This window comes from Larkinella sp., from assembly GCF_965227735.1.
Lineage (GTDB): Bacteria > Bacteroidota > Bacteroidia > Cytophagales > Spirosomataceae > Larkinella.
The window spans coordinates 3,252,601-3,279,023 of record NZ_OZ245776.1; the positions used below are offsets into that span (position 1 = coordinate 3,252,601).

General features: G+C 51.4%; 29 protein-coding genes and 1 tRNA gene. 12 read left to right on the forward strand and 18 right to left on the reverse strand.

Annotated elements, in window-relative coordinates; genetic code table 11:
• Positions 1 to 30 precede the first annotated feature (30 nt).
• The 3 genes from ACO064_RS12410 to ACO064_RS12420 are packed head-to-tail and all read left to right on the forward strand — an operon-like array spanning position 31 to position 3,135.
• Entirely contained in the window at positions 31 to 1,386 is a 1,356-nt protein-coding gene (locus tag ACO064_RS12410; RefSeq protein WP_421827667.1) for a vanadium-dependent haloperoxidase, read from the forward strand.
• A gap of 10 nt (positions 1,387 to 1,396) precedes the next feature.
• Positions 1,397 to 2,044, forward strand: coding sequence for an ABC transporter ATP-binding protein (locus ACO064_RS12415; RefSeq protein WP_421827668.1), 648 nt, complete (start codon positions 1,397 to 1,399; stop codon positions 2,042 to 2,044).
• Positions 2,041 to 3,135, forward strand: coding sequence for a hypothetical protein (locus tag ACO064_RS12420; RefSeq protein WP_421827669.1), 1,095 nt, complete (start codon positions 2,041 to 2,043; stop codon positions 3,133 to 3,135). Before ACO064_RS12415 ends, ACO064_RS12420 begins: the two co-directional genes overlap by 4 nt.
• Positions 3,136 to 3,166: 31 nt before the next feature.
• Here the strand turns inward: ACO064_RS12420 and ACO064_RS12425 are convergent, their stop codons facing one another.
• From ACO064_RS12425 to ACO064_RS12445, 5 genes are all read right to left on the reverse strand, one after another.
• On the reverse strand, positions 3,167 to 3,835 hold the full coding sequence (locus tag ACO064_RS12425; protein WP_421827670.1) for a TetR/AcrR family transcriptional regulator: 669 nt from the start codon (positions 3,833 to 3,835) through the stop codon (positions 3,167 to 3,169).
• Between the two features lie 101 nt (positions 3,836 to 3,936).
• Positions 3,937 to 4,197: a GlsB/YeaQ/YmgE family stress response membrane protein gene (locus ACO064_RS12430; protein WP_421827671.1), complete on the reverse strand. Its 261-nt coding sequence runs from the start codon at positions 4,195 to 4,197 to the stop codon at positions 3,937 to 3,939.
• Positions 4,198 to 4,381: 184 nt separating this feature from the next.
• Positions 4,382 to 5,134 (reverse strand): succinate dehydrogenase/fumarate reductase iron-sulfur subunit, encoded by a 753-nt coding sequence (locus ACO064_RS12435; RefSeq protein ID WP_150876924.1) that lies wholly within the window; start codon positions 5,132 to 5,134, stop codon positions 4,382 to 4,384.
• A gap of 90 nt (positions 5,135 to 5,224) precedes the next feature.
• Entirely contained in the window at positions 5,225 to 7,162 is a 1,938-nt protein-coding gene (locus ACO064_RS12440) for a fumarate reductase/succinate dehydrogenase flavoprotein subunit (RefSeq protein ID WP_421831018.1), read from the reverse strand.
• 77 nt (positions 7,163 to 7,239) lie between these two features.
• Positions 7,240 to 7,974: a succinate dehydrogenase cytochrome b subunit gene (locus ACO064_RS12445; RefSeq protein WP_114409977.1), complete on the reverse strand. Its 735-nt coding sequence runs from the start codon at positions 7,972 to 7,974 to the stop codon at positions 7,240 to 7,242.
• A 478-nt stretch (positions 7,975 to 8,452) separates the two neighbouring features.
• Between ACO064_RS12445 and fabD the strand changes: the two genes are divergently transcribed.
• From fabD to ACO064_RS12470, 5 genes are all read left to right on the forward strand, one after another.
• The gene (gene fabD / locus ACO064_RS12450; RefSeq protein ID WP_421827672.1) at positions 8,453 to 9,367 is read left to right on the forward strand and encodes an ACP S-malonyltransferase; all 915 of its coding nucleotides are present in this window, start codon (positions 8,453 to 8,455) and stop codon (positions 9,365 to 9,367) included.
• Between the two features lie 132 nt (positions 9,368 to 9,499).
• A tRNA-Gln gene (locus ACO064_RS12455) sits at positions 9,500 to 9,570 on the forward strand.
• Positions 9,571 to 9,726: 156 nt separating this feature from the next.
• A complete protein-coding gene (locus tag ACO064_RS12460) occupies positions 9,727 to 10,032 on the forward strand; it encodes an ISAon1 family transposase N-terminal region protein (protein WP_421825547.1) in 306 nt (101 codons plus the stop codon).
• A 48-nt stretch (positions 10,033 to 10,080) separates the two neighbouring features.
• A complete protein-coding gene (locus ACO064_RS12465) occupies positions 10,081 to 11,067 on the forward strand; it encodes an ISAon1 family transposase (RefSeq protein ID WP_421827673.1) in 987 nt (328 codons plus the stop codon).
• A gap of 291 nt (positions 11,068 to 11,358) precedes the next feature.
• Positions 11,359 to 11,763, forward strand: a complete 405-nt coding sequence (locus ACO064_RS12470) for a response regulator transcription factor (RefSeq protein ID WP_421827674.1) — start codon at positions 11,359 to 11,361, stop codon at positions 11,761 to 11,763.
• 79 nt (positions 11,764 to 11,842) lie between these two features.
• Here the strand turns inward: ACO064_RS12470 and ACO064_RS12475 are convergent, their stop codons facing one another.
• The 6 genes from ACO064_RS12475 to ACO064_RS12500 all read right to left on the reverse strand — a co-directional run bounded on the left by ACO064_RS12475 (position 11,843) and on the right by ACO064_RS12500 (position 16,755).
• Entirely contained in the window at positions 11,843 to 12,601 is a 759-nt protein-coding gene (locus tag ACO064_RS12475) for a carbonic anhydrase (RefSeq protein WP_421827675.1), read from the reverse strand.
• A 186-nt stretch (positions 12,602 to 12,787) separates the two neighbouring features.
• Complete coding sequence (locus ACO064_RS12480) at positions 12,788 to 13,456, reverse strand: YdcF family protein (protein WP_421827676.1); 669 nt, start codon at positions 13,454 to 13,456, stop codon at positions 12,788 to 12,790.
• A 36-nt stretch (positions 13,457 to 13,492) separates the two neighbouring features.
• Positions 13,493 to 14,461 (reverse strand): DUF4886 domain-containing protein, encoded by a 969-nt coding sequence (locus ACO064_RS12485; RefSeq protein WP_421827677.1) that lies wholly within the window; start codon positions 14,459 to 14,461, stop codon positions 13,493 to 13,495.
• A gap of 120 nt (positions 14,462 to 14,581) precedes the next feature.
• The gene (locus ACO064_RS12490) at positions 14,582 to 14,944 is read right to left on the reverse strand and encodes a hypothetical protein (RefSeq protein WP_421827678.1); all 363 of its coding nucleotides are present in this window, start codon (positions 14,942 to 14,944) and stop codon (positions 14,582 to 14,584) included.
• Positions 14,931 to 15,407, reverse strand: coding sequence for a Panacea domain-containing protein (locus tag ACO064_RS12495; RefSeq protein ID WP_421827679.1), 477 nt, complete (start codon positions 15,405 to 15,407; stop codon positions 14,931 to 14,933). Before ACO064_RS12495 ends, ACO064_RS12490 begins: the two co-directional genes overlap by 14 nt.
• Before the next feature lie 130 nt (positions 15,408 to 15,537).
• Complete coding sequence (locus tag ACO064_RS12500) at positions 15,538 to 16,755, reverse strand: serine hydrolase domain-containing protein (RefSeq protein ID WP_421827680.1); 1,218 nt, start codon at positions 16,753 to 16,755, stop codon at positions 15,538 to 15,540.
• A 141-nt stretch (positions 16,756 to 16,896) separates the two neighbouring features.
• Here ACO064_RS12500 and ACO064_RS12505 point away from each other — a divergent pair, with 141 nt between their 5' ends.
• Positions 16,897 to 17,715, forward strand: coding sequence for a type III pantothenate kinase (locus tag ACO064_RS12505; RefSeq protein ID WP_421827681.1), 819 nt, complete (start codon positions 16,897 to 16,899; stop codon positions 17,713 to 17,715).
• On the opposite strand, the gene ACO064_RS12510 is transcribed toward ACO064_RS12505, so the two are convergent.
• From ACO064_RS12510 to ACO064_RS12520, 3 genes are all read right to left on the reverse strand, one after another.
• On the reverse strand, positions 17,712 to 17,903 hold the full coding sequence (locus ACO064_RS12510) for a ribbon-helix-helix domain-containing protein (RefSeq protein ID WP_421827682.1): 192 nt from the start codon (positions 17,901 to 17,903) through the stop codon (positions 17,712 to 17,714). The two genes, ACO064_RS12505 and ACO064_RS12510, sit on opposite strands and share 4 nt — an antisense overlap.
• Before the next feature lie 95 nt (positions 17,904 to 17,998).
• Entirely contained in the window at positions 17,999 to 18,850 is an 852-nt protein-coding gene (locus ACO064_RS12515; RefSeq protein ID WP_421827683.1) for an SPFH domain-containing protein, read from the reverse strand.
• A gap of 183 nt (positions 18,851 to 19,033) precedes the next feature.
• A complete protein-coding gene (locus ACO064_RS12520) occupies positions 19,034 to 19,411 on the reverse strand; it encodes a GxxExxY protein (protein ID WP_421827684.1) in 378 nt (125 codons plus the stop codon).
• A gap of 203 nt (positions 19,412 to 19,614) precedes the next feature.
• Between ACO064_RS12520 and lysS the strand changes: the two genes are divergently transcribed.
• Together lysS and ACO064_RS12530 are read left to right on the forward strand one after the other, a co-directional pair.
• Positions 19,615 to 21,345 carry a lysine--tRNA ligase gene (gene lysS / locus ACO064_RS12525; protein WP_421827685.1) on the forward strand — a complete coding sequence of 577 codons (1,731 nt, stop codon included), beginning with the start codon at positions 19,615 to 19,617 and terminating at the stop codon, positions 21,343 to 21,345.
• A gap of 13 nt (positions 21,346 to 21,358) precedes the next feature.
• The gene (locus ACO064_RS12530; protein ID WP_421827686.1) at positions 21,359 to 21,820 is read left to right on the forward strand and encodes a 3-oxoacyl-ACP synthase; all 462 of its coding nucleotides are present in this window, start codon (positions 21,359 to 21,361) and stop codon (positions 21,818 to 21,820) included.
• A gap of 142 nt (positions 21,821 to 21,962) precedes the next feature.
• Here ACO064_RS12530 and ACO064_RS12535 read toward each other — a convergent pair whose 3' ends face one another.
• Positions 21,963 to 22,169: a cold-shock protein gene (locus tag ACO064_RS12535; protein ID WP_114410025.1), complete on the reverse strand. Its 207-nt coding sequence runs from the start codon at positions 22,167 to 22,169 to the stop codon at positions 21,963 to 21,965.
• A gap of 422 nt (positions 22,170 to 22,591) precedes the next feature.
• Between ACO064_RS12535 and ACO064_RS12540 the strand changes: the two genes are divergently transcribed.
• Positions 22,592 to 22,813 (forward strand): PspC domain-containing protein, encoded by a 222-nt coding sequence (locus tag ACO064_RS12540; protein ID WP_421827687.1) that lies wholly within the window; start codon positions 22,592 to 22,594, stop codon positions 22,811 to 22,813.
• Positions 22,814 to 22,867: 54 nt separating this feature from the next.
• Here the strand turns inward: ACO064_RS12540 and ACO064_RS12545 are convergent, their stop codons facing one another.
• The 3 genes from ACO064_RS12545 to ACO064_RS12555 all read right to left on the reverse strand — a co-directional run bounded on the left by ACO064_RS12545 (position 22,868) and on the right by ACO064_RS12555 (position 26,359).
• Entirely contained in the window at positions 22,868 to 23,899 is a 1,032-nt protein-coding gene (locus ACO064_RS12545) for a glycosyltransferase family 2 protein (RefSeq protein WP_421827688.1), read from the reverse strand.
• 3 nt (positions 23,900 to 23,902) lie between these two features.
• Positions 23,903 to 24,238: a YbaB/EbfC family nucleoid-associated protein gene (locus ACO064_RS12550; protein WP_421827689.1), complete on the reverse strand. Its 336-nt coding sequence runs from the start codon at positions 24,236 to 24,238 to the stop codon at positions 23,903 to 23,905.
• A 138-nt stretch (positions 24,239 to 24,376) separates the two neighbouring features.
• The gene (locus ACO064_RS12555; RefSeq protein WP_421827690.1) at positions 24,377 to 26,359 is read right to left on the reverse strand and encodes a gliding motility-associated C-terminal domain-containing protein; all 1,983 of its coding nucleotides are present in this window, start codon (positions 26,357 to 26,359) and stop codon (positions 24,377 to 24,379) included.
• Positions 26,360 to 26,423: the final 64 nt, after the last annotated feature.

Below are 26,423 nucleotides of genomic sequence, written 5' to 3' on the forward strand. Positions count from 1 at the left end.
CTCTTGTACCATTAACGACTAGAGCTAGTCATGAAAAATCGAATTCTGTGGGTTTTATTGATTGGCGGCCTATGGAGTTTTGCCGGTTGCCAGCCCAAAGCCACTCCGGAAGAATACAATGCCAAAGCCGCTGAACCGGAGCGTTATCACCAGTGTGTCAAGCAATTGACCGATGTGATTATTCACGATATTTTCTCACCACCGGTAGCCAGCCGGATTTATGGGTATGCTAATCTGGCGGGTTATGAAGCTATGGTACCGGGACAACCCGGTTATGAATCGCTGGCGGGCAAACTTCGGAAATTTACCGCTCCACCCAAACCGGAACCGGGTCAGGAATATTGCTTTCCGCTGGCCAGCGCGCGGGCGTTTCTGACGGTTGGTCGCAATCTGACCTTTTCCGGGGACATGTTCGACGGTTTTGAAAAAGACTTTTACGAGCAATACAAGGCCATTGGCGTTCCCGAGGAAGTGATCGAGCGTTCGATGGCGTATGGTGAAGCGGTGGCCAAACACATCATGGAGTTTGCGGGGAAGGATTCGTATAAACAGACGCGCGGATTCAAGCATACGGTTACCAACGCCGAAGGAACCTGGGTACCAACGCCCCCGGCCTATATGGAAGCCGCCGAGCCGAAATGGATGCAAATTCGCTGCTGGGTGATGGATACCTGCTCGCAGTTTATTCCTCCGCCGGCCGTTCCGTATAACATGACCAAGGGAAGTCCTTTTTATAAACTCGCCGATGAAGTCTATCAAATGAGCCTTCGCCAAACCGAAGAAGAACGGAAAATTGCTTTTTTCTGGGATGACAATGCCTTTGTGATGAACGTCGCCGGTCACGTTTCGTACGCATCCAAAAAAATGACGCCGGGCGGTCACTGGCTGGCCATCGCAGCCACGGTGTCCCGCCAGCAGAAGGCTAGTTTTGCCCAAACCGTACAGGCCTATACGTTGACCTCCTTTGCGCTTGCCGACGGTTTTATCAGTTGCTGGGACGAAAAATACCGCAGCAACCGCATCCGGCCGGAAACCGTCATCAACAAATTTATCGATCCGAAGTGGACGCCGTATTTGCAAACGCCCCCGTTTCCGGAGTATACCAGCGGACACAGTGTCATTTCGGCCGCAGCCGCCGAGGTGTTAACCATTCTCTACGGCGACAACATCGCGTTCACCGATTCGACCGAAAATCCGTACGGCCACGGCGTCCGTTCTTTTAAATCGTTCCGGGAGGCCGCTCTCGAAGCCTCTTACAGCCGGTTATACGGTGGTATTCACTTCCGGGATGCGCTCGAACTTGGCAATACACAGGGTCGGAAGGTGGGCGAATACGTGGTGGAAAAGCTGGCTTCGAAAAAAGAGGTGGCTGTGGCACCGAAGTAATCCGGACGATATGCTCACCGTCCGAAATTTCCGCAAAGAATACCACAACCGGCTGGTCCTGGCGATTCCACAGACGGATTTTCCTGCGGGCATTCACTGGCTGAAGGGCCGCAATGGCTCGGGGAAAACGACCTTTTTTCGGTCGGTAGCCGGGTTACTGCCCTTCGAAGGGAATCTGGTGCTGGACGAAAAATACGACATTCGGCAGCAACCGGTCGCCTATCGGCTTCGGGTCAATTATGGAGAAGCCGAACCGCTGTATCCCCAATTTCTGACGGCCTGGGAATTGATTCGGTGGGTGGCCACAACCAAACAAGCGCCGACGCAACAAATCGATGAATTGATCGATCTGTTTGGAATCCGGGATTTCATCAAAACCCCCATCGGGACGTATTCGAGCGGGATGCTCAAAAAGACATCGCTGGTGCTGGCCTTTCTGGGAAAACCCAGCCTGATTTTGCTCGATGAACCCTTGATTACCCTCGATCACGCGACCACCAAAGCCGTGATTGACCGCATTCGGCAAAGCCGGGAACAAGGCATCAGCTTTTTGCTGTCATCGCACCAGGACGTCGACGCGTCTGAACTGCCGGTCGATTCCGTCTGGATCGTTCAGAATCAGACGCTGGAACCCATCTCCCAACCGGCCGGTTTATGAGTGCTTTGTGGACCGTACCGGAAAAGCTGATTGTCAGGCAATTCTATTTGCAAAATACCGGTCTGTTTCTGGTCGTGATGATGCTTTCCTTCGGATTTCTGAGTTCAGCCGAGCACATCGCACTGGCGAGCTACGCCTTGCACGACCGGGCCTTTCTGGCTGCTTACGGCCTGGTTTGGGGAATTTATTCGATTCACACGATCCGGTTCAGCCTGCAGGTTTTCCAGAAAACTGATCTGCTCCAGCTTTTCCGGCTCATTCCGCCTTTCAAACGGGTCGCCATTCTGTATTTCCTGCACCTCCAGTTGCTGGCTCCTGTTGTTTTGTACGGCGGTTTTATGCTCTGGGTCGGCCATCAGCAGGGCACAACAACTGCCAATGTCGAGCTGGTGGTGTTCATTGCTTTGCTGTCGGTTTTGCCGCTTCCGTTTGTGGAACGGGCGTTGCGACATCCCAATCCGGAGCAGTTTGCGGGCCACATTGGTGCCTGGCTTCGGCAGCGGTTCACGACGCCCTACGTCCTCTTTTTTATCCGCTATCTTTTCCGCGAACAACCGGCCACGCTCTTTCTAACCAAGGTTGGCTCCTGTCTGGTAACGATTGGTGTTCTGGCTGTGTATCCTACCGACGAGTATGACATCCGGCTGCTGTCGTTGGGCATGTTGCTGTCAGCGGTTTTACACGCCGGGATGATCTTCGAACTATACCGGTTTGAAGCAACGCGGTTGCTACTGCTCCGGAATTTACCATTCTCTCTTTCCAGCCGGTTTCTACGCTATACCGGAATCCTTGCTTTGGTAATCAGCCCGGAAGCGGTTTTGCTACTTAAAAATCACCCGGCTGACGTCACAGTTCCGGCGATAGTTGGCGTGTGGTTTTGGGGCCTCAGTCTGCTTTTCCTGCAATATGCCGCACTGCTGTCCCGCCATCAGCCCCGCGACCGGTTTATGTCACAGCTCTTCTGGCCCCTCATTGGGTGCTTTCTCCTGACAATGTATCGCATACCAGTTTGGGGATTGGCCGCCACCGGTTTGGTGGCGGCTGCGGTTTTGTTCATTCGCTCGTATTACCGTTCGTCCTGGGAAGAGTAATGTCCCAACGAACTTAGTCCGTTAGTACGTTTTACCAGAAATTAGTAGGAATGCCGGTTTGATGCACTTCAAGCGATACCTTCTCCGATTGGACGGCCATCCGGTTCAGAGCGGTATAGATGATTCGTACGGCATCCTCAACCCGATTCCAGCCCTCTTCGGTACTTAAATTGATGCCAACGATGGTGCGGTTATTTTTCGACAGCAACGTCAGATACGACATCGCGCCAGCCATGATGGCCGAAACCGCCTGGTAGTCGGCCCCTTTGATGTACGCCAGTTGCCCCACCATACGCGACAGCTCTTCATCATAAGCCGCACTGGCTTCGTCAGCCATTGGACTGGTTTCGGCCACGGTTGCTTTCAATACCTCAAAAGCCGCCGGAAATTGCCGGAAAAACCGGTAGGTATGGATGAGTTGTTTGTACCAGAGTTTGGATAAATCATGTTCATGAACCGGGCGCAGTTGCTCCAGCGTGGCCGGGCTGAGTAATGGGAATAAGCGCCCCATTTTGATGTAATGCGTCAGCAAGCCATCCAACCCACCAAAATAGCGGTAGATCAGTACTTTGCTGACACCCGCTTTTTCAGAAATCCGGTTGATTCCGATTCCGTCAATGCCTTTTTCAGCGATAACATCTTCCAGGGCATTGATGATTCTCTGCGAAGTCTGCGCACGATTGCGTTTGATTTTTTCCATTGGTAAAGATTGTTAGCTTTCAGTCACTAATCAGACGCAGGACGTCGGGAAAAGTCACATAGTAGTTACAGAAATCTTCCGATCCGAATAAAATAAACCGATCAGCTATTCTGTCTGCTTTTGAAGAAAGCCACAATACCCAGAATCACCAGCGCTCCCAGGAAAGCCGTCAGGATACGGGCGAGCAGGTCGGGCAGGCCGAACATGACCTGCAAGTCATTGCCCAACACCCAACTGCCGACAAAACTCCCGGCGATACCAATTACAATCTGGAGCCAGATTGAAAACGAAAACCGTTTGAAAACCAGGTCGGCCAGCCAGCCGGCAACGGCACCCACTAAAATTGTAACGAGGATTCCCATGACTTCAGAGCGATGTGTATAGTTACGGTGAATTACTTGCGTCCACTCAGCCGAGTGGCTTATGTAATCCAGACGCAGAATCCGCCCCGAAGTCACATATTATGTTATAATTTACCCGAATTGGTAACAAAAAAACGCCCGACCATGACAGCCGGGCGTTTGCATTTTACTTTTAAATCGAAATCTATGCGTTATTCGAGGCCAGTTTGGCGCCCAGGTATTCGCGGTTCAGCCGGGCGATGTGATCCAGTGAAATTGATTTCGGACATTCTACCGAACAGGCACCTGTGAATGAACAGGCACCAAATCCTTCGGCATCCATCTGGGCAACCATGCGCTCAGCGCGCAGTTGATGCTCGGCCTGGCCTTGCGGCAAAACCGCCAGATGCGACACTTTCGCGGCTACGAACAACATCGCCGATGCATTCTTGCAGGCTGCTACACAGGCTCCGCAACCAATGCACTGGGCCGCATCCATGGCTTCGTCGGCCACTTCGCGCGGAATCAGAATCTCGTTGGCATCCGGGGCCGAACCCGTGTTGACCGACACATAGCCGCCAGCCTGCACAATGCGGTCGAAGGCGTCGCGATCCACAATCAGGTCTTTCAGAACCGGGAAAGCCCGCGCCCGCCAGGGTTCCACCACAATAGTGTCGCCGTCGTTGAAGCTCCGCATATGCAACTGGCAGGTCGTCGTGCCGGTTTGCGGACCGTGGGGCCGGCCGTTGATGTACATGGAACAGGATCCGCAGATCCCTTCCCGACAGTCATGATCGAACGCAACCGGTTCTTCGCCTTTGTGCGACAGGTCTTCGTTCAACACATCGAACATTTCCAGGAAAGACATATCCGGCGAAATATCCGACAATTTATAATCCACCATTTTGCCTGGTGTTTGGCTATTTTTTTGTCTCCAGACTTTTAAGGCAATATCCATTTCTTTTTATGTCTGAGGTTTAAGGTTTAAGGTTTAAAAAGGATGCCTGTCGGATCGATCTTTAAACGTTAAACCTCAAACGTTAAAACCTTATTTATAACTCCGCTGTGTCAGCTTGACAGTTTCAAACTTCAGCGCTTCCTTGTGCAGCTTTTCAGGCTGATTCGGGCCTTTGTATTCCCAGGCGGCTACGTAGGTGTAGTTTTCATCATCCCGCTTGGCTTCCCCGTCTTCAGTCGAATATTCTTCCCGGAAGTGTCCTCCGCAGGATTCGTTCCGGTTCAGCGCATCGTCGACCATCAGTTCCCCCAGTTCGATGAAATCAGCCACGCGGGAAGCCTGTTCCAGCGCCGGATTCAGTTCCAGATCGGTGCCGGTGACGCGCAGATTGCTCCAGAATTCTTTTTTCAACTCCTGAATCATCTTCTTGGCCTTTTCCAACCCTTCGGCATTCCGCGCCATTCCGCAGTATTCCCACATGATGTGACCCAACTGCCGGTGGAATTCTTCGGCGGTTTTCTCGCCTTTGATGGCCAACATACGGGCAATCGTGTCCTGCACATTCTGCTCAGCCTCCTTGAAAGCCGGGTGCGTGACCGCGATTTTATCCGCCGGACCGATCGTCGCCAGGTAGTCGCCCAGGGTATACGGAATAACGAAATAACCGTCGGCCAGCCCCTGCATCAGCGCCGATGCGCCCAGGCGGTTGGCACCGTGGTCGGAGAAGTTGGCTTCGCCCAGGGCGTAGAGGCCCGGAACGTTCGTCATCAGGTTGTAATCGACCCACAAACCGCCCATCGTGTAGTGAACGGCGGGGTAAATTTTCATCGGCGTTTCGTACGGATCGTCGTCCACGATTTTCTCGTACATCTCGAACAGGTTGCCGTATTTGGCTTCAATCACCTTCCGGCCGTCCCGTTTGATCGCGTCGGCAAAATCGAGGTAAACCGCCAGACCCGTCGGTGCAACGCCCCGCCCTTCGTCGCAAACATTTTTCGCGTTGCGGGAAGCAACGTCGCGCGGCACGAGGTTTCCGAACGACGGATACCGTCGTTCCAGAAAATAGTCGCGGTCTTCTTCCTTGATATCTTTCGCCTTGATTTCGCCCTTACGGACTTTCTCGGCCATCTCTTTCGTTTTCGGCACCCAAACCCGGCCATCGTTCCGCAGCGATTCCGACATCAGCGTCAGTTTCGACTGGTAGTTTCCCTTCACCGGAATACAGGTCGGGTGAATCTGGGTGAAGCACGGATTGGCCATCAAGGCTCCCTTTTTGTGGGCCCGCCAGGCTGCCGTTACGTTGGAACCCATGGCGTTGGTCGACAGGTAAAAGACGTTGCCGTAGCCGCCCGTACAGAGCAACACCGCGTGCGCTGAATGCGATTCGATTTTGCCCGTAACCAGATTCCGGGTGATGATTCCGCGCGCTTTACCGCCCTCAATCACCACATCGAGCATTTCGGTACGCGGATACAGTTTCACTTTTCCGTTGGCAACTTGCCGGCTCAGGGCGCTATAGGCTCCCAGCAGCAATTGCTGCCCGGTTTGGCCCCGCGCATAGAACGTCCGGGACACCTGCGACCCACCGAATGAGCGGTTGGCCAGGGCGCCACCGTATTCGCGGGCGAAGGGAACACCCTGCGCAACGCACTGGTCGATGATGTTGACACTGACTTCGGCCAGCCGGTGAACGTTGCCTTCGCGGGCGCGGTAGTCACCGCCTTTGATGGTGTCGTAGAACAGCCGGAAAACGCTGTCGCCGTCGTTCTGGTAGTTTTTAGCCGCGTTGATACCACCCTGAGCCGCAATACTGTGCGCCCGGCGGGGGCTGTCCTGGAAGCAAAACGCTTTGACGTTGTAGCCCAGTTCGGCCAGAGCGGCCGCTGCTGAGGCTCCGGCCAAACCGGTGCCGACCACGATAACCTCGTATTTTCGTTTGTTGGCCGGATTGACCAGCTTCAGATTAAATTTATGCTTCGCCCACTTTTCAGCGAGGGGGCCTTCCGGAACTTTAGACTCCAGCTTCATTCCGGTTTCTTTCTCTTCTAATACGTCTAACATAGACAGATACGGTTCAATACTTGTACGATAAAACCCTGTTCTAATTAAAAAAGAATATGGTGCGCTTTCAGATAAATGTAAACCGGCATGGCGGCAAACAAAGCCGGAATGACGATCCCAAATCCGTACGTACCCAAAAATTCAATAAGCGGAGAATATTTCTTGTGGCGAAGGCCCAGCGTCTGGAAACCACTTTGAAAACCGTGCACCAGGTGGAACGACAGGGCGATCATCGACACCACATACAATGCGACATACCACAGGTAAGAAAAGGCAAAGACGGTTACGGCGTAAAGATCCTTGATGGGCTCTCCGTCGTACGTTACCTGCGGAATGCTTCCGGCCGTAATCGTTTCACCGTTCAGCACCACCGGCCCGAAGTGCATTGTATACCAGAACGTCCGCATGTGGATGATGATAAAAACCAGAATGATCGTTCCCAGAATACCCATGTTGCGGGAGGTCCAGGGGCTGTTGGCTTCCGGTTTTGCGTAGGCATACTTGACGGGACGCGAAGCCTGGTTGTGGCGCGTCAGCACCAGTGCCATCAGGGCATGAACGATGATCGAACTGTACAGTAAGTAGGAAATGGTCTTTATGATCGGATTGTGGGTCATAAAGTAGCTGTACTCATTGAAGGCCCGGCCTTCGTCGCCTTTGAACAATTGCAGGTTCCCAACCAAATGGACAATCAGAAACGAGCACAAAAACAGCCCCGTCAGCGACATGACAACTTTGCGACCGAGGGTGCTGGAAAGTGTTGTTGTTACCCAAGACATATAGCGTGTAAAGAAATTTTTGTTTAGTAAACCGGCTTGAAAATTAACCGATTCGTAGAGGTCAAAACTACAGCACAAAGCGATTCGAACCAAAAAAACCCCGTATTTTTACGCTTATTTGGAATTAATAAAAGGTCGTTGTTCCGTTTCTCCGGCTAACGGGTTGTAAACCGATTTTGTTTTGTTATTCGGCGATCCGAATAGGATTATTTTAAGCCCCTGAAGCGTATAGCCCCTTTCTAAGCAGCGTATATTCATCCTGCCCTCCTCGTTGATTTTGAACTTTTTCGATTACCCGATCCCTTCCCGCTCCGGCGGTAAAAGCGCGGCTTTTGGAATAATTACCGGAAGGCTGTTACTTTTGCCCTGAACTGGATTTTACAGATTACAGCGGTAAGCGGATTAATTGGCAAAACCGTTCAATCCGCTTACCGCTGTAATTCCTGTAATCCCCGTTCCAGACGACCTTATTTCGATCATGAAAAAAGCATACATTTTCCCCGGCCAGGGGGCACAATTTCCCGGAATGGGACTGGGTTTATACCAGCAATCCGAAAAAGCGAAATACCTGTTCGAGCAGGCTAACCACATTCTGGGTTTCGAGATCACGAAGATCATGTTTGAAGGCACCGACGAGGAGCTGAAACAAACGAGCGTGACCCAACCCGCCATTTTTCTGCACTCCGTCATTCTGGCCCAAACCGTCGAGGATTTTGCCCCTGATCGGTTCGACGTTTCGATGGTGGCCGGGCATTCGCTGGGTGAGTTTTCGGCGTTGGTGGCCGCTGGCGGCTTATCCTTCGAAGACGGTTTGCGGCTGGTTTCGCAACGGGCGAGTGCCATGCAGAAAGCCTGTGAACTCAACCCGTCGACGATGGCCGCCGTGCTGGGGCTCGACGATGCTACCATCGAACGGATTTGTCTGGAAGTGGCCGCCGGGTCCGGGTTTAAGGAAGTGGTGATTCCGGCCAATTATAACTGCCCCGGTCAGGTCGTCATTTCGGGATCGCTCGAAGGCGTCCGGATGGCGGGTGAAAAACTGAAAGAAGCTGGTGCCAAACGCGTGCTGCCGTTGCAGGTGGGCGGAGCGTTTCACTCGCCCCTGATGGAACCGGCCCGCGAAGAACTGGCTCAGGCCATTCAGACGACGCCATTCAGTCAGCCACGCTGCCCGATTTACCAGAACGTCAATGCCAAACCGGCCACGGATGTGGAAGTGATCAAAGCCAACCTGATCGCCCAATTGACGGCCCCCGTCCGCTGGACGCAATCGGTTGAAGCAATGGGTGCCGACGGCGCAACGGTTTTCGTGGAATGCGGCCCCGGTAAAGTGCTTCAGGGTCTGGTGAAGAAAATTATTCCATCCGCCGAAACGCAAGGTGTAACTAGTTAAGAATTAAGCGTGAAGAGTGAAGAATTAAAAAAGCGCGTCAGCCCACTCTTCATTCTTAAGTCATAACTCTTAACTTTTTTCAAAAGCCTCTTGCTTTTTTGAGTGCAGAACCGCTATCTTTGCACTCGCAATTGCCGGGTCGTCTAAGGGTAGGACGACAGATTTTGGTTCTGTTTGTGAGGGTTCGAATCCTTCCCCGGCAACTGACAATAAATGTAGACCGCTAACGATCATCCCGTTAGCGGTCTTTTTATTTTTGCGTTAACGAAATGGTTAACGAGATTGGATGGATCAAGTGCAAAAGTTGTGGAGGGCGTAGGATTTTTTTAGGTTTGTGTTTTTAATCAAACCTGACCGTCTTGGAGAGTTTCTTACCTTTAGTCGAATACCTGTTACCTGATTTTATCGTAGCCTATTATGAACTGACCCGTGTCGAGAAGTCTTCGGATCTGCTTCATGTTTATCTGGAAGAGAAAAACTACCCGGAGTCCGATCCCGCTAAAGCATTTCTTTTATCGAAGGGTTTCTTACCTGAAATTACCATCCAGGACTTCCCCATCCGTGATAAACGGGTTTTTCTTCATATTAAACGTCGTCGCTGGCCACCGTGGCGCGGCTCAATACCCAGACCGGTCACATCCAGCAAAGAGATTGGTCACAGGTAGCAGAGGGAACGCGAATGACGAAAGAATTCGCGCTTTTTTTAAACCAGCTTGACGGATTTATTCCCCCACAGTACCAATAGCCTGGGTCGTTTATATGGCGTTGACGGAAAACGTTTGTCCCGCCAGTATCGGACCCATTTGAGCCATTTTCAGAACTGGTCCCAGCTAAAACATGCTAAACAGTGGCTGTTATATCCCCAAAATATAGGAACGCATTTGTCAATTGATGAGACTAGCCTTTCGCATGGCGAGTTATATACGATTCTGACCAATAAAGCAGCCAAAGGCCAAAAGGGCAGTATTGTAGCCATTATCGCCGGTACAAAAGCGGAAACCGTGATCGCTATTCTCCGGAAAATTCCCGAAAAGCTCCGCAAAAAGGTCACCGAAATCACCCTGGACATGGCGGGTAACATGGCTTTGATTGCCAAAAAATGCTTTCCACGAGCTACTCAGGTCACCGACCGATTCCATGTCCAGCAATTAGCGTTGGAAGCCGTTCAGGAAATGCGCGTCGAGTACCGGTGGGAAGCCCTGGATGCCGAAAACGAAGCCCTTGAACAAGCCAAAGCCACTCAGAGTGAGTACGAGTCCCCAGTGCTTTCCAATGGCGATACCCTTAAACAATTGCTGGCCCGCAGCCGGTATGTGCTTTATAAAAAATCGGGTGATTGGACTGAAAGCCAACGGGAACGGGCTACGCTGCTTTTTGATCGGTACCCTGATCTGAAAAAAGCCTATGATCTCAGTCAAGCCCTAAGCCAGATCTTTGAGAATACGACCGATAAACTTTATGGCTTGGCTCGTCTGGCTAAATGGCATGAAAAGGTCCGGCAGTGCGGTTTTAAGGCCTTCAACACCGTGGCCCGTTCGATTCAAAACCACTATGAGACAATCCTGAATTATTTTGACAACCGCAGCACCAATGCGTCGGCCGAATCTTTCAATGCTAAAATCAAAGCGTTCCGAGCCCAGTTCAGAGGGGTAAAAAATGTGGAATTCTTTCTTTACCGATTGACGCAGTTATATGCTTAATCCAAGATGCTCCACAACTTTTGCTCTTGATCCGATTGGATTTCCCCCACAATTATCTTTCCCTTACCTGATTTGTGATTTCTACCGGAACCGAAGCGGTTCAAAAGATTCTGGCTATTCAACACCCCAGGACCTTGGAACGAAATTATCTGCTCATCTTTTAGTGAGTTGGCCGATGAGAATATGACCGAATAATAAGTTAGCATAACCAACTGAGATCGAGGAGCGTTCTATACTCTAAGACCTGGCTGGTAAACGTGTACCAGCCAGCTTACACTTGTGGTACAGATTGTGGAAGAGAAAATAAACCGGAAACCGAAAATACTCATTGTCGATGACGATGCAACGTACCGCCAGCTCCTAACGCTTCACCTATCCAAAGCAGGTTACGAGGTCTTTCTGGCCAGGGATGGACACGAAGCCTTGAATTGGCTTCGACCTGAACAGCAGCCCGATTTGATTTTGCTGGATCTGTTAATGCCCCGTTTTAGTGGTCTGGATGTTCTGACGAAACTGAAAACGTCAACCAGCAGGACGCCAGTTATCTTAATTTCAGGTGCCGAATGGCCGATTGCCCGTCAGGGGGCCAATGAAGCTTCCCCGGATGCGTTTCTGATGAAGCCATTTGCCATGAAGTCATTATTGGAAAAAATAGAATCATTATTATCTCCCGCATCCCAGGCAAACCCTGTTTGATAGGGCCTGAACGGACCGGTAGCGGCATTCCTGATCAGACTTTGCCGGCCGGATGGTATCAGAGAAAACCATCCACTTTTTACAAAATATCTTCGTATAACAGCCTTGAATTCAGCGGTTGGACAGGCCGGGCATTGTGATCATAATGCGCTTTAAACTGATCAATTTGTGCGCTTGAGACCTCAATCGGTGTTTTTACAATAAAAAACATTACCCCTTGCGAACAGGGCGGAGTGGTCAGCGACCCCATGTAGGTGTAGTAGCGTTTATCGGAAGGCAGTATGCTATTCAGGTCAATGGAGGTAGTTGTACTCACCTCCGTTTCTTTTTGTTTTGGCCAATTACTCAACACGGATTCAAAGAGCGAATTAGCAACTCCTTTTTTAAGAAAATAACCCACTACCAGTAGTGCCCCGGAGGAGGGGTCCTGATGCACCAGATGTAGTTCCATATCGCTGGCTACGCCATCAAGCAAGTGTTCGCTGTGGTAATGAAAATGAAACTGCTTGAAGTCATACGTTTTTTTATTGTAAACAACTCGATTGGTACCGTTATTATTGACTTGGAGCGTATGACCATTGTCTAGTATTTTAATTGGAAAAGCGCTGTAGTTAAAATCCAGATTGGGCAGATCGACTTTAATGGTGCTATTCGTTTGAATATCCACCGGCGATTGAATCGTGCCTGCGCATTCCGAAAACCCCTGTGTTTGCCAATCAGGGTGTTCGTAATTCCAATGGATAACATCGGGCTGTACGATGTCTTCGGTTTTAGAACACGAACCTACAGCGATCGCCAGTATAATACTAGATACCTTGATAATGGAAAACTGATTCATAAGCTCTTAAGGGTTAAAAGATTAGGAAGTTCACTTAAGAGAAAATGTAACAATTATTATGCCTATACGTCTGAAGTAGTGACTACGTTCGCAATTGTTCCCGTTTTTCGGGAGGAGGTCACATTGAATCTGGGGGCTTTTTTTGTGGGTTGACAAATTGGGAAAAAAGAACAAGCCCAAAAGTCGCTACGTCTTGATCAGATGCTGGTCATACCCGGCGGCCACCAGGGTTTCATAGGCATCCCAGACGTCTTGTGGTATCTCCTGCGGAATCTGAAATCCTTTTTGGGGATATTCCCTGATCCGTTGTAAATCCCCCACCATGATGTGAATCACCTGCTCCGGCGACAGCTCGGGATTCGAGTACGTTTCCAGGTATTCCTCGTAGGAAGCCTGCGGGGACGTAACGCGCACCTGTTTTTGGGGCCAAACCTTCCGAAACGTAGCGTAGCTCCGGCGTTCCATATACGGTTTTTGAACCAGCAGAAAACGAGTTGGGTCAAGGTTGCGCTCTGCAAGCCGTTGTTGGGTAAACAGGACATTTTCCCCGGTATTGGTGGATTGGTTTTCAATAAGCATGGCCTCGTCCGGAACGCCCATGTTCCGGGCAATTTCGGCAAACTGATCCGCTTCGGGTTCGGTCCAGAGGTTTCGGGTAATCACGCCCAGGCCACCGGAAAAAATCAGGAGCGGAGCCCAGCCGTCCAGCCAGAGCTGCGCACCCCGTTCTGCGACCCGTTTATCGTAGCTACACAGGACGAAAATGGCGTCGGCAGGCTGGAGCGACTGGTTGAGCCGGTGGTAGTCCCATAGTTTTTTAGCCAAACGATGAATGGAAGCAGGAATTTGATTCATAGAAAGAGCCGGGCGAAAAGATGAGCGGAGTAATTTCTAGTTCTTAACACCCTTGCCAGTCTTTTTCACCGTCGACCAGGCGGTTTTTCTCAACTGAGCGGCAAAATCGGCGGGAACCGATTCGGGAACGAATTTCAGGTCGACGGGCGATTCATTGAACAGAAAACCGTACCAGACCAGCGACCCCAAATAACAACCGGCGGCACTGGCATGGTGCGAATCGAAACCCAGTTTGTTGTCTTTCCAGCTATACCCTACGTGCAGGGAATGGTCCTGATTCGGCAGATTGGGTGCCTGCGGTTTAGCAAAATCATACTTGGCGTCTTTTCGGTATGCCCAGTTGGGGTCTGAACTGATCCGCCAGAAGGCATCGCCAACGGGAATGACGGACGCGCCCACTTCACGGGCGATGGTGCGGTAGGCCGCCCGTGATTTCTCCCACATTTCCTTTTCGCTCCGGGCCATTTTTCCGGCGGCAACCTGCCCGAAACCGTCGGCATCGGAGCGATAGGCCCACGTTTGATGAAACACAATTTTGGCCGAAGGCTGCAGCTTTCGAATGTAGTCGACCAGCTTCTTCGCGTAGGGCTGGTAGGTGTCCACATCGCCCGACAGCATGGAATATTGTTGCAGCGTCACCACATCCCAGACGCCCTCCGCCAGCAGCATTTTCAGCGATTTGCCGTTGTAGGCTTTTCCTTTCGGATCGTCCGGATTGGCCTCGGCGGCTTCCGCAATTTCCCAATGCCGTTGCAGCGAACAACCGCCTAATTCGGCCCGGCCGAGGGTCAATGCATGACCGCCTTCGTCGCTCAGCTCCCGCAGGTATTTGGCTGCGTTGCCCGAAAAACTGTTCCCGATGATGAACAGATGGAGCGGTTTTTCATTCTTTTTCGCGTCGGAAGACGTCGGAGCACTGGTTTGGGAAACCGCGACCCGACCGACGAAGAGCAGCAGAAAGAATACGAAGGTACGAACCCGAAATACGGCGGTATTGACAAGCATAGCTGGCGGATTAAATAACCAAAAGCAGAGGGTCCGGTTCGCTTTACTCTCTTTGCAACCATTTTAGTGCCATGAAAGCCCGCGATCGGGCCAGCAAAGGCATTTTGTGGACAACAATCCTTATTTTCCGGGGAATAAATACTTGGTTACAATCACAAAAAAAGCGGTTACGTTAACCGTCGTAGAACCGATCAACGCGATGGTGACAGCCTGCGGAATGTCCAGATAATGAAGCCCTTCGGCAATGATAATTCCCAGAATCACGACCAGCCAGAAAACCACCATCCAGAAAATCCATTGGGCGAATTTCTTCCGCTCCTGAATGTCCTGCGCCAGCCCTACCAGACGCGTCCGGCGTTCTTCCTTGTCATATTGCTCGAACTCGTTTTGGGAAAGTCCGCTGTTGAGTGGATTGCTCGACGACGATTCGATCAGTTTCCGGAAGTTCTCTTTCGCCTTCTCGCTGCCTTCATTCTCCGACATCGCGTCTGATAATTTCGGTGAAATAGTCTTTAATCAAGTCGTTATCGATGGGTTCCTGCTCCAGTGTGCCATCCCCGCTGCGGCTAACCGACATATACCAGGGCGATCCTTCGACGTGGGTCCAGTTGGAAAGCTGAATGGCGTTGTAATCTTTGGCAATGTCCCAGGCAAAATTGATGGAATCCTGCGCCTGCGGATCCAGTTCTTCATCCCAGTCACTGCTGGGGATCGGGGTTGTAATCGGGTTATTCCCAAACCGTTTGAAGCGGGTATAGACGTCGGGAATGACGGGGCCATATGACCACGCCTGTACTTTTTCGGCAATCAGCGGTTTTTCGTGCCGGGCTAAGTGCAGCCCGTGCGCCATGTAAATGAGCTTCTGCAGCTTCATCGGCGTCAGGGGACGGCCTTCGGCAATGCCCTTGTTTATAAACTGTCTGGCAATTAGCAATGCCGGGTACATAGATTCGTATTTTTGTTTACCTGGTAACCGGGTGCCGTTCATTCGATCGGCAAAGCAATCCTCATCTCCTGAAAATCAACCAGTAAAGATACAACGAAGCGGGTTAATTTCCACCCTTTTTTAGGGTGAATCAGTGTGGTTCATCGTGTTCCAGAACCACTTTTTCTACTGGTTTCCGCCCGCCTTTCATCTGCCGGGCCAGCGTATACGCACGACTCAGATACGTGACAATATCGGTGCCATCGTCGCTCGGAAAATTCCCACGCGAATGGTGCAGCGCATTGACAAACAGAACCACCGTGACCTGGTTGGGAAACGTCATCCAGACCGTGCGGACGCCCTGGTATTGAGCCAGTTTCAGATACCACCATCCATCGTGATAATGGATGGCCCCGTCCGGAATCTTACCAGCATACGTTCCCAGCCGGTGCGTCAGCAAGGTGTCTTTCCAGGCGGTTGTCAGCACGCTCTGGTCGGTAGTCGACAAAACCGTGGCAAACAATTTACCGGCTTCGGTGGGTGTCATATACCAGCCATACGCTCCGACGGTATTGGTAAAACTCCCCGGGTTCCAGCCCGTTATGCCCGGAATCAAATAGGAATACGTATACGTCGGATCACCGGTCGGATGGTTGGCCAGGATGTTGGTAAGGCCGACTTTCTCAAACACATTTTTCTGGACGTAGTCGATGTACCGCTGCTGCGTTTGCTGATCGTCGATGCTGTCGTCCCCGGTAAACGAATAGCCCAAAATGCCGGGAATCAGAACCCGAAACAAACCAAAATTGGCATTCTGGTAACAATAATTCCTCCGGTTAGCGGTTTTGACGCCCTGCTGCACGAGTTGCTTGAGCCCCGGCCAGATGTTTTCGGAAAAAGCCCCATTGACGCAATTGTTGCCCAGCCCAATAATGCCGCTGCGGTGCGTCATCAGATCCCGGAACGTAATCTGATCGATGTTCTCGCCTTTCGGCCAGGACGGCGGCAGGTAGGGGGCAATTTTATCGGTGGTTTTCAGGCCTTTCTCCGTGGCCAGGTGCAGAAATGCCATCGTCGTGACAGTTTTGCTCATGCTGGCCATGTGCATTTTGGTATCCAGCGTAAAGGCTTTCTCTCCTTCCGATTCCGTCGTTCGGGATTTCAAACCGCCACGGCCCGACGCCCGCACCTCGCCTTTTTCCAGAATCACAAAACCGTAGCCGATCTGTTTGGTTTTCAGGGAATCATCGAGGGCTTTTGCAAACGTGTCAAACCAGGTCAGGGGTTTGTCCGGCGCAACGTCCTGATCGCCTTTTCGACAGCCCGTTACCAGCAAACCCAGCAACACCAACCAACAGAAGCCTTTCATCCAATGTGTCATTCCGGTTCGTAGTAAAATCGATTGTTGAGCAAATCCGGTGTCAAAAATAACAGCCTTGCGTGAACACTTCATTTTCAGAACCGGGTTTCGTGCTATCTTTGCCAATTCTACTGAAATACCATACCCTCTATGTTCCTCGCCGTCGACGCAGGCAATTCCGATACCGTCTTTGGTTTATACGATCAGCAGCAATGGCGACACGTCTGGCGGACGCGTTCGTTGCTCGAAGAACCCATGGCTTTTCACATCAGTGACCGACCCTTTGGCGATGCGGATGCCGTTCCGGCTGAGCGCGACCGGTATGAGCGACTGCTGCGTTTGTGGTTTCTGGAAGCCAATATTCCCCTCAGTGCCATTCAGTCGATTGTCATTAGCAGCGTGGTGCCGGAACTCACTCCCACACTGAAAACCACACTCGCCCGGCTTTTTGGTCTGGAACCGGTGGTGGTTGGCCCGGCGATCTACCACGCCCTGCCGCTCCAGATTCTGCGGCCCTACGCCATCGGAACCGATCTGGTGGCCAATGCGCTGGCCGCTCACTTGCGCTACCAACAGAATTGTGTCGTCGTCGATTTCGGAACGGCGCTAACCTTCACGACGGTTTCGGCGGCTGGTCAAATGCTCGGCGTCGCCATTGCTCCGGGGCTGAAAACCGCCGTACGGTCGCTGTTTTCCACCACGGCGCAGTTGCCCGAAGTACCGCTGGTGATGCCCGAATCGGCCCTGGGCACCAGCACCGCCCACGCCATTCAGGCGGGTGTAGTCCTGGGCTATGAAGGCCTGGTCCGCTCACTCCTCAATCGCATCCGGGCCGAACTGAACGGCGATTGCATCGCCATTGCCACGGGTGGCATGGCCACCGCTATTCCAACTTTAGAAGCTGATTTTGCGGCTATTGTTCCGAATTTGACCCTGGACGGTATTCGGGAAGTGGGGCTACGGGTTTAGCCCACCTCCGGATCGGCGTCGGGATTGGGGCCGGAATTCGAACCTTTCTTTCGTTTTTTCAACGCTTCATTGAGGATATACTCGATCTGGCCGTTCACGCTGCGAAACTCTTCCTGCGCCCAGCGCTCGAGTTCCTTCAGCGTTTCGGGATTGATCCGTAACACAAATGCTTTTTTCTCCGCAGCCATTCTTTAGTGATGAATTAAGAGTTAAGAGTTAAGAGTTGGCTGACGCAAGCAGAAACAAGTGCGTCAGCCAACTCTTAACTCTTAACTCATCACTCTTAATTGTAAAGGGTTCCAGCATTGACGACTGGGCTAACGGATTTTTCTCCGCACAAAACCACAAGTAAGTTGCTGACCATAGCGGCTTTGCGTTCCTCATCCAGGTGTACAACCCCTTTTTCGGCGAGTCGCGCCAGGGCCATTTCAACCATGCCGACGGCCCCTTCTACAATCTGCTTGCGCGCCGATACGACCGCCGTGGCCTGCTGGCGTTGCAACATCGCACCGGCAATTTCGGGCGCATAAGCCAGGTGGCTAATCCGGGCTTCGAGCACATCGACCCCGGCCCGTTCCAGCCGTTCGTTCAGTTCCTGTTCCAATAGGATGTTGATCTGCCCGGTGCTGTCGCGGAGCGTAACCGGAGCGTCCTCGTCTTCGATGCTGTCGTAGGCACAGGTGCTCGCGAGGTGCCGGACAGCCGCTTCCGACTGAATTTGCACGAATAGTGTGTAATCATCCACTTCAAACAGCGCTTTGGCGCTGTCGGCCACCTGCCACACCACGACGGCAGCAATTTCGATGGGATTTCCCATTTTGTCGTTCACTTTCAGCGTTTGGCCGTTCAGGTTGCGGGCGCGCAGGCTGATTTTTTTCTTGCTATACAGCGGATTGACCCACCGAAGACCGGTTTGTTTCATCGTTCCCGTGTAATCGCCAAAAAACGTGGTCACGACCGCTTCTTTCGGATTGATCACGGCGAGTCCGCTCATCAGAACCATGGAAACAAAGAAGGAAAGACCACCGAGCCAAAACGCGCGTAAAAAAAATCCGTAGGCCGAAACACCGAGTAAAATCAGGGCTATGAGCAGCAGAACATAGCCGGAAAGGGAAGTAAGGTTCTTTTCATTCATGGCAGTTTGTGATAGTATTTTGATATCACAATAGTAGCAATTATTTTGAATAGATTTTTCTATTTTTTGGATAAACGGCCAGATATTGATGGGAACGCGGATTTAACGGATTAGACGGATTTTCACGGATGAAATGATCTGTTCAAATCTGTTAAATCCGTTGAATCCGCGTTCCCATCAATTTTATTTAAACTGATTTTCAAAAACTTTCCGGCGAAACTCCGGCTTTTTCCCAAAATTGAGAAGCAGGCCTACTTCCATTCGGGTAGCTTTCAGATAATTTAGCAATTGACACTCATGTTCAAGGATTAACACTTCCGCAGCTTTCAGCTCAAGGATAACGGCATTATTTACGACGATATCAGCAAAGTAAGAACCCACTTCGGTCTTCTGATAGTAAACTTTGATCAATTGCTGGCTGACACAATCAAGTTTCTGCCGCCTTAATTCAATCAGCATCGCATTTTCGTAAACTTTTTCCAGGAAGCCATATCCGAGTGTATTGTACACATTGAAATAAGCCTTCAGAATAGCGTCGGTTAGGTTTTTATGAAGTAGCATAGCGGATTGGAACACGGATTTAACAGATTAGACGGATTTCAACGGATAAAGTAATCCGCCCGAATCGGTTCAATCTGCTGAATCCGCGTTCCAATCAAACTGATTGCAACGGATTTCACGGATAAAGTAATCCGTTCGAATCGGTTCAATCCGCTGAATCCGTGTTCCAATCCCCTATATTTGCAAATCTTTTTTATTTCAAGATGATACTGAGCGAACAGGAGATAAACCGGCGCAACAAGCGCGAGGAACTGATGCGGATGGGCATTGACCCGTATCCTGCCGAATTATTCGAAGTCAACGTCACGGCGGCCGACATCCATAAAAACTACGAACGCAACAAAACCGACTATAAAAGCATTGCCATTGCTGGCCGATTGATGGGCTTCCGCATCATGGGTTCGGCTTCGTTCGCGGAATTGCAGGACGCCACGGGCCGGATTCAGTTGTATTTCCGGCGCGACGATCTCTGCCCCGACGACGACAAAACGCTCTACAACACGGTTTTCAAGAAATTGCTGGACATTGGTGACATCATCGGCGTGCAAGGGTATGTGTTTACGACCCAAACCGGTGAAATTTCCATCCACGTAACGGAGTTCAAACTACTGACCAAATCGCTGCGGCCATTGCCGGTAGTAAAGGAAGTCGTTGATGAACAGGGTAATAAGCAGACGTATGATGCCTTCTCGGACCCGGAACAACGCTACCGCCAGCGGTACGTCGATCTGATTGTGAACCCCGAAGTGCGGAACGCCTTCGTTCAGCGGACGCAACTGGTCAACTCGATCCGGACGTTTCTGAGCAACCACGGTTATCTGGAAGTGGAAACGCCGATTCTGCAACCGATTCATGGGGGCGCAGCGGCCCGGCCCTTCCGGACGCACCACAATACGCTCGACATGACACTGTATTTGCGGATTGCCAACGAGCTGTATCTGAAGCGGTTGATCGTCGGCGGATACGACGGCGTGTTCGAGTTTGCGAAGGATTTCCGGAACGAAGGCATGAGCCGGTTTCACAACCCGGAGTTCACGCAGGTCGAGTTGTATGTCGCCTATAAAGACTACAACTGGATGATGGATCTGATCGAAGAGATGGTTGAGAAGATTGCGCTGGATCTCCACGGAACAACCGAATTGCCGGTGGGCGATAAACTCATCAATTTCCAGCGCCCCTGGAAACGGTTCACCATGTTCGAAGCCATTCAGGAATATACCGGCGTCGATGTGTCGGCGATGGGCGAAGACGAACTGCGGGCCGTGGCCGAAGGCCGGGGCATCAAAACCGACAGCACGATGGGCAAATCGAAGCTCATCGACGAGTTGTTTGGCGAGGCCGTGGAAGGCAATCTGATTCAGCCGACATTCATCACGGATTACCCGGTCGAAATGTCGCCGTTGACCAAAAAACACCGGAGCAAACCGGGTCTGGTGGAACGGTTTGAAGCCATTTGCAACGGAAAAGAAATTGCCAACGCCTATTCGGAGCTGAATGATCCGCTCGACCAGCGCGCCCGGTTTGAGGAGCAACTCGAACTGGCGAAACGCGGTGATGAGGAAGCCATGGCCATGGACGAAGATTTTCTGCGCGCGCTCGAATACGGGATGCCCCCCACGGCGGGTGTGGGTTTGGGCATCGACCGGCTGGCGATGATCATGACCAACCAGCCGTCGATTCAGGATGTGCTGTTTTTCCCGCAAATGCGTCCCGAGAAGAAAATTGAGCTTTCGACCGACGCCGACTACGAGCAATTGGGGATTCCGGCAGGCTGGATTCCGGCCTTGCAGAAGATGGGTTTTCAGCACGTCAGCCAGTTGAATGGTGCCAATGCCAACAAGATTTTCAACGATCTGGGCGGGATGCGGAAGAAACTGAAGCTGGACGTGACCATGCCAACGCTCGATCAGGTGAAAAGCTGGACGGGTCAATGATTCAAAACCGCCGATGATCGATTCCGCCACCCTTAAGCACACGCTTTTTGACCATTGCCGCCAGTATGTAGACCAGCGCATCGAAACGGCCAGAACCGCGATGGAAGCCGCGCAGGCGGCCGCCAACGAGGAGTCGAAAAGCAGCGCGGGCGACAAATACGAAACCGGTCGGGCGATGGCGCAGATCGAGCGCGACCGCCACGCCCAGCAATTGGCCGAAGCCCGGAAGCTGGAGCAGGAACTGGCTCGCATCGACGCGGGCAAAATCCATTCCGTCGTTCAGCCGGGGAGCCTGGTGCTGACGAGTCAGGGGAATTATTTTATCGCCATCAGCGCTGGCAAAATGACCGTGGACCAAACCGATTACTTCGCGGTTTCGGCCGCTTCGCCCATCGGCGTCCGACTGATTCACGCAAAAGCCGGTGACGAAGTGGTTTTCAACGGCAAGCCGATCCGGATTCTTGCGGTACAATGAAGGTGCGTAGTCAGGAGAAGTTAGACAAGAGATGGGTAACGTTTAGTCTTCATTCTCTTGTTTATGCTCTCACATCTCTCCTAAAACAACAAAAACCCCGGTCATACGATCGGGGTTTTTATGTTTGTGAAGGAGTGGTTTATCAATAGGCTCCTTCAATTTTTTTAACCTTCACAGCATTAAGGCCTTTTTTTCCTTCGATTACTTCGAAAGAGACCCGGTCTGTTTCCCGAATAGTGGTACCATTCAGGCCAGTAATGTGTACGAAAATGTCACGGTTCGTATCATCTTCGACGATGAACCCGTAGCCTTTGCTCTCGTTGAAAAATTTGACAACACCTGTTTGCATAAAACTTAAAAAATTAAAAATAAAACATTACTGACTGGAGTATTCTTAACAAAAGTCTTCAAACAGGTTCCAGGTTAACACACGAAATGGGCGATACGGATGGAACACACCGTCTATGCATTGACTTTGTTGAATAGCAAAAAAATCTTAACTTTTATAAGACAACGCCTTAGTAAACACAAAGTAACAAAATTTGTTACGAATTTTTAAACAATTTTTTTCGATTTTAATTGCCTTATTTAAAGAGATAATTGCACGAAATAGGATAACCGCTAAATAAGTCGCACAAACAATTCGTTACTGGAATTGTTGATCAAGTTGGTTCCGTGTATCTTTGGTAAACGAAGCAAGCTATGAAGCGGGTATGACAGACACCCTTTTCTCTTTATGGCTAAGAACTGATTATCAGGAGCGTTACTACTATGAATAAACTCAGGTATTTCGTCGAAAGTCAGGCATTTGGCGTTTGCACCAAACTAGGCGAGATGATGAACATTTCGGCCAGTAGCATTCGTCTCTATTTTATCTATACCTCGTGTCTCACGCTGGGATCGCCCGTTGTGCTATACCTGATTATGGCCTTCTGGATGGAAATGAGAAAACACCTCCGGCGGCACAATCACCCGACCATCTGGGAGTTGTAATTTGAAGAAAGAAGAGGTTAGAAGAAAGAGCAGAGATAATCTTTGAATGAGTCGTTAGTATTCTTTCCCTCCCAACAGTTCCCGAAAGGTTTTCCGGCCTTTGACAAAATACTGCCAGATGATGCTGTGCGGATAAATCTGTGGGTGCGTAATGCGGTTTTTACGCAGATCGGCCAGCGCATTCCGTTGCTTCCGAAGGTAGGGCAACCAACTGTAAAAGATGAAGTGGGCCTGCAAAATCGCCAGCGTATCCCGCCAGTTCCCGGCGACCAGAAGCCTCACCCCGGATATACCGTCTAAAATCAGCCGAATCAGAATGTTGAGAAAGACGTGACCCGTCGGCAAATTCTTGTAAAGCATCGCCAGACTATTGCGGTAATTCAGGAACGTCTTGCGCGGATTGGATTTGTGAAGGGTTCCGCCCCCAACGTGATACACCGTGGATTCGGGGCAATACCAGATCTGGTAACCGGCATTTTTAGCCCGCCAGCACCAGTCGATCTCTTCCATGTGGGCAAAAAACCGGGGATCAAACCCGCCCAAACGCAGAAAAACATCCGACCGAACAAGCAGGCAAGCCCCTGTTGCCCAGAAAATTTCCCGCGCATCGTCATACTGGTTCCGGTCTTCTTCGACCGTGTCGAACACGCGGCCCCGGCAAAACGGATACCCCAGATAATCGATGTAGCCCCCGGCTGCACCCGCGTATTCAAACAACTGCGTTTTTTTGAAGGCCCGGATTTTGGGCTGACAGGCCGCAATCCGGGGATTGGCTTTCATGCGTTCCACAAGTGGTGCCAGCCAGCCCGGACTGACTTCCACGTCGGAATTGAGCAAAAGAAGATAGGTGGCATCGATCTGCGTCAACGCCATGTTATAACCGCCCGCATACCCAAAATTGGCCACCAGACGGATCAGGCGAACGGACGGAAACTTTCCCTCCAGCAACGCCAGCGAATCGTCGGTAGAATGATTATCGGCAACGTAAACCGGGCAACCTTCCGAGTGCGTTAAAACGGAAGGCAAAAACTGATCAAGAAAGGATTTTCCGTTGTAATTCAGAATCACGATGGCCACCTCGTCCATTCCCTACGACATCAGGTTGCCCAGGTCGAAACCGGGAATATTGGGCAACAACCCCTCGGTTGCTTTCTGAAGATGCGCCTTGATTTTCGGTTCTACGTTTTCAAGAGCCTTATTGGTGGCCGCCACAACCAGATCCTGCAACATCTCCCGGTCGTCGGGACGAATCAAATCCTGATCGATGTTCAGCCGCACAATTTGTTTCAGCCCGTTAACGGTCACCTGGACCATTCCGGCCCCCGATTCTCCCGATTCGGTAATGGTATTCAGGCTGGCCTGCGCTTCTTTCATGCGGGCCTGAAACTCCTTTACCTTGCCGAACATATCCATCATATTGAACATAGCTTACGAAAAAAGAAGTGAGATAATAGACAAGAGAAAAGCAACAACGCAATCGGATTGTCTAAACAAAGGTAGCAAGGAATGAACAGCCCGCCCCTGCTTTCTGCATTCTTTTGTCGTTTGTCTTTTCTCTGGAGTCTACCGAATCAGTAACACCTGGCCGGTCTTTTCTGTTTTCAAACCGTTTTGATCGGTTGCACTGACCCGATAGGCGTAGGTGCCGGCCGGAGCAGCCTGGCCGCTGATCTTCCCATCCCAGCCTTCGCGACTTTCGGAACGAAACACAACCTCCCCCCAGCGGTTATAGACCGTTAGTTGAATCGACGCCAGATACGTACTGCCTTTTACTTCCAGCAGATCATTGACGCCGTCGTCGTTGGGGCTGAACGCATCGGGAACAAATACCCGCGACGCCTGGACGAAGGTGTAGAAATTAGAATAACTGATGGAACCGGATTTGGAAACCGCCTTGACCCGAAACCGGAAACGCTGGCTATCCGGCTCGTTGGCAGGGCGGTAGGAGGTTTGCAGACCAACGGACACTTCTTCCCACACCACCCCGCTGTCGTCGATTTTTTCAATTACATAGCGGTCGATTGCTTCATCCGCAAACGGCGAATCGGACGTCCAGTCGATGGTGGACGCAGAATGGGAAGTCAGGAAAATCGTGCAGACCATTTTGGACGGCTCCGACGATACCCCGCAGGCATTCTGATACACCAACTGGTAGCAGTACGACTGCTGCTGGGGCTGCACGCCACCATCCTGGTGAATATTCCGGTCGACTTCTTCGCCGGTTTGCACAAACGAACCGCCCGGACTATCCCGGCGGAAAACAATCATTTTGTAGCTCGGACTCTGCGAAGTTGGAACGGGCGGCAACCCCCGCAAATCGACCCGGTTATCGCCATTGACCGACACCTGCACCGTTGAAAAAGCCGGTGGGATGGCCGACGAGCGAACCGTTACGCATTTCCGGTCGGAGATGATTTCGGTCGTACCCACCAGCGCCGTTACCTGATAGCAGTACGCTTCGTTGCAGTTCAGCCCTTCCGAATCCGTGACAGAACTGGTGCCGACGCTGGTGAACGTGCGGAAGACGTCATCGTTTTTAGAAACCGTATATTTCTGAAAATTGGCCGGGCTTCCGGGAACCGTCCAGACCACGGCATTCTGCTGATCTTTTGCTTCCACCTCCAGCCCGATGCTGCACACTTCGTCCGACGCCACGGTGTTGCCGCAGCCATCCTGCGATACCACTTTAAAGCAGGTCGGATGGCTGGTTACGTTGGTAAGGCTGACCGAACCACTGCCGGTTCGGGTGGTGGTGGTGTTCTCGAACGTACCCGATGCATTTTTTTTCTGGATGACAACCACCTGATTAGCCGCCACCTGAATTTGTAGCGTAACCGTGGTTCCGGTGGTTTTCAGGCTGGATACGGTGGGCTGCATGATGGTGCCGCCGGGTGTTACCGACTGTTGGGTCTTGCCACCGCAGGAAATATCCCGGTAATTGCCCTGAACGTTGATCGTCCGCGTGGCCTGCGACGAATAGGTATGAATCAGTCCCGAAATGGCGGTTTTCTGAACGGTTTGCCGAGGACTTCCGTCCCCCCAGTCAATGATGAATTCGTCGTACTGGCTGGCCACAGCATCGTTGACGATATCGACCAGCACCCGGCGGTCGGAACAGGTAAAAGCCCGAAAATTGGGCGGTGTGGCATCCAGAACCTCGATTTCCTGACAGGCCACGGAGCCAGTTCCGACACTGCCTAACTGCAATATTTTGTATATACCCGGTTTCGTAAAGGTGTAAGTCGTGGCGGCAACGCCCGATTTGGTAGCAACCGGATCGCCACCTTTGTAGTCGTATACGTAAAGAAAAATGTTATCCGGGATTCCGGTGGTATTACTCACCGTCACGGTCATGGGAGCGCACCCTTTCTTCGCCGATACATTAAAACTGCCTTTTCCCGCATTGGTCGGGGGCGCTACACACCAGTCGGTTGTTTGAGCAAACGTATGTAGACTCAGAACAAAACAGGCTCCCAGCAGGAAAAACCGGGCCTGATGCCGGACCATTCCTACCAAACCGGCTGACCATTTCCTGACTGCTCTCACAAGGGTAAATTTTTTTCGTAACTACAGGTGCTATTTCAGATAAAAACGCGCAAAACACAAATTT

Bases quoted from the DNA above. Each gene is read 5' to 3' on its own strand.
- ACO064_RS12410 (WP_421827667.1), top strand. From the start codon at position 31: ATGAAAAATCGAATTCTGTGGGTTTTATTGATTGGCGGCCTATGGAGT.
- ACO064_RS12415 (WP_421827668.1), top strand. From the start codon at position 1,397: ATGCTCACCGTCCGAAATTTCCGCAAAGAATACCACAACCGGCTGGTC.
- ACO064_RS12420 (WP_421827669.1), top strand. From the start codon at position 2,041: ATGAGTGCTTTGTGGACCGTACCGGAAAAGCTGATTGTCAGGCAATTC.
- ACO064_RS12425 (WP_421827670.1), bottom strand. From the start codon at position 3,835: ATGGAAAAAATCAAACGCAATCGTGCGCAGACTTCGCAGAGAATCATC.
- ACO064_RS12430 (WP_421827671.1), bottom strand. From the start codon at position 4,197: ATGGGAATCCTCGTTACAATTTTAGTGGGTGCCGTTGCCGGCTGGCTG.
- ACO064_RS12435 (WP_150876924.1), bottom strand. From the start codon at position 5,134: ATGGATATTGCCTTAAAAGTCTGGAGACAAAAAAATAGCCAAACACCA.
- ACO064_RS12440 (WP_421831018.1), bottom strand. From the start codon at position 7,162: ATGAAGCTGGAGTCTAAAGTTCCGGAAGGCCCCCTCGCTGAAAAGTGG.
- ACO064_RS12445 (WP_114409977.1), bottom strand. From the start codon at position 7,974: ATGTCTTGGGTAACAACAACACTTTCCAGCACCCTCGGTCGCAAAGTT.
- fabD (WP_421827672.1), top strand. From the start codon at position 8,453: ATGAAAAAAGCATACATTTTCCCCGGCCAGGGGGCACAATTTCCCGGA.
- ACO064_RS12475 (WP_421827675.1), bottom strand. From the start codon at position 12,601: ATGAATCAGTTTTCCATTATCAAGGTATCTAGTATTATACTGGCGATC.
- ACO064_RS12480 (WP_421827676.1), bottom strand. From the start codon at position 13,456: ATGAATCAAATTCCTGCTTCCATTCATCGTTTGGCTAAAAAACTATGG.
- ACO064_RS12485 (WP_421827677.1), bottom strand. From the start codon at position 14,461: ATGCTTGTCAATACCGCCGTATTTCGGGTTCGTACCTTCGTATTCTTT.
- ACO064_RS12490 (WP_421827678.1), bottom strand. From the start codon at position 14,944: ATGTCGGAGAATGAAGGCAGCGAGAAGGCGAAAGAGAACTTCCGGAAA.
- ACO064_RS12495 (WP_421827679.1), bottom strand. From the start codon at position 15,407: ATGTACCCGGCATTGCTAATTGCCAGACAGTTTATAAACAAGGGCATT.
- ACO064_RS12500 (WP_421827680.1), bottom strand. From the start codon at position 16,755: ATGAAAGGCTTCTGTTGGTTGGTGTTGCTGGGTTTGCTGGTAACGGGC.
- ACO064_RS12505 (WP_421827681.1), top strand. From the start codon at position 16,897: ATGTTCCTCGCCGTCGACGCAGGCAATTCCGATACCGTCTTTGGTTTA.
- ACO064_RS12510 (WP_421827682.1), bottom strand. From the start codon at position 17,903: ATGGCTGCGGAGAAAAAAGCATTTGTGTTACGGATCAATCCCGAAACG.
- ACO064_RS12515 (WP_421827683.1), bottom strand. From the start codon at position 18,850: ATGAATGAAAAGAACCTTACTTCCCTTTCCGGCTATGTTCTGCTGCTC.
- ACO064_RS12520 (WP_421827684.1), bottom strand. From the start codon at position 19,411: ATGCTACTTCATAAAAACCTAACCGACGCTATTCTGAAGGCTTATTTC.
- lysS (WP_421827685.1), top strand. From the start codon at position 19,615: ATGATACTGAGCGAACAGGAGATAAACCGGCGCAACAAGCGCGAGGAA.
- ACO064_RS12530 (WP_421827686.1), top strand. From the start codon at position 21,359: ATGATCGATTCCGCCACCCTTAAGCACACGCTTTTTGACCATTGCCGC.
- ACO064_RS12535 (WP_114410025.1), bottom strand. From the start codon at position 22,169: ATGCAAACAGGTGTTGTCAAATTTTTCAACGAGAGCAAAGGCTACGGG.
- ACO064_RS12540 (WP_421827687.1), top strand. From the start codon at position 22,592: ATGAATAAACTCAGGTATTTCGTCGAAAGTCAGGCATTTGGCGTTTGC.
- ACO064_RS12545 (WP_421827688.1), bottom strand. From the start codon at position 23,899: ATGGACGAGGTGGCCATCGTGATTCTGAATTACAACGGAAAATCCTTT.
- ACO064_RS12550 (WP_421827689.1), bottom strand. From the start codon at position 24,238: ATGTTCAATATGATGGATATGTTCGGCAAGGTAAAGGAGTTTCAGGCC.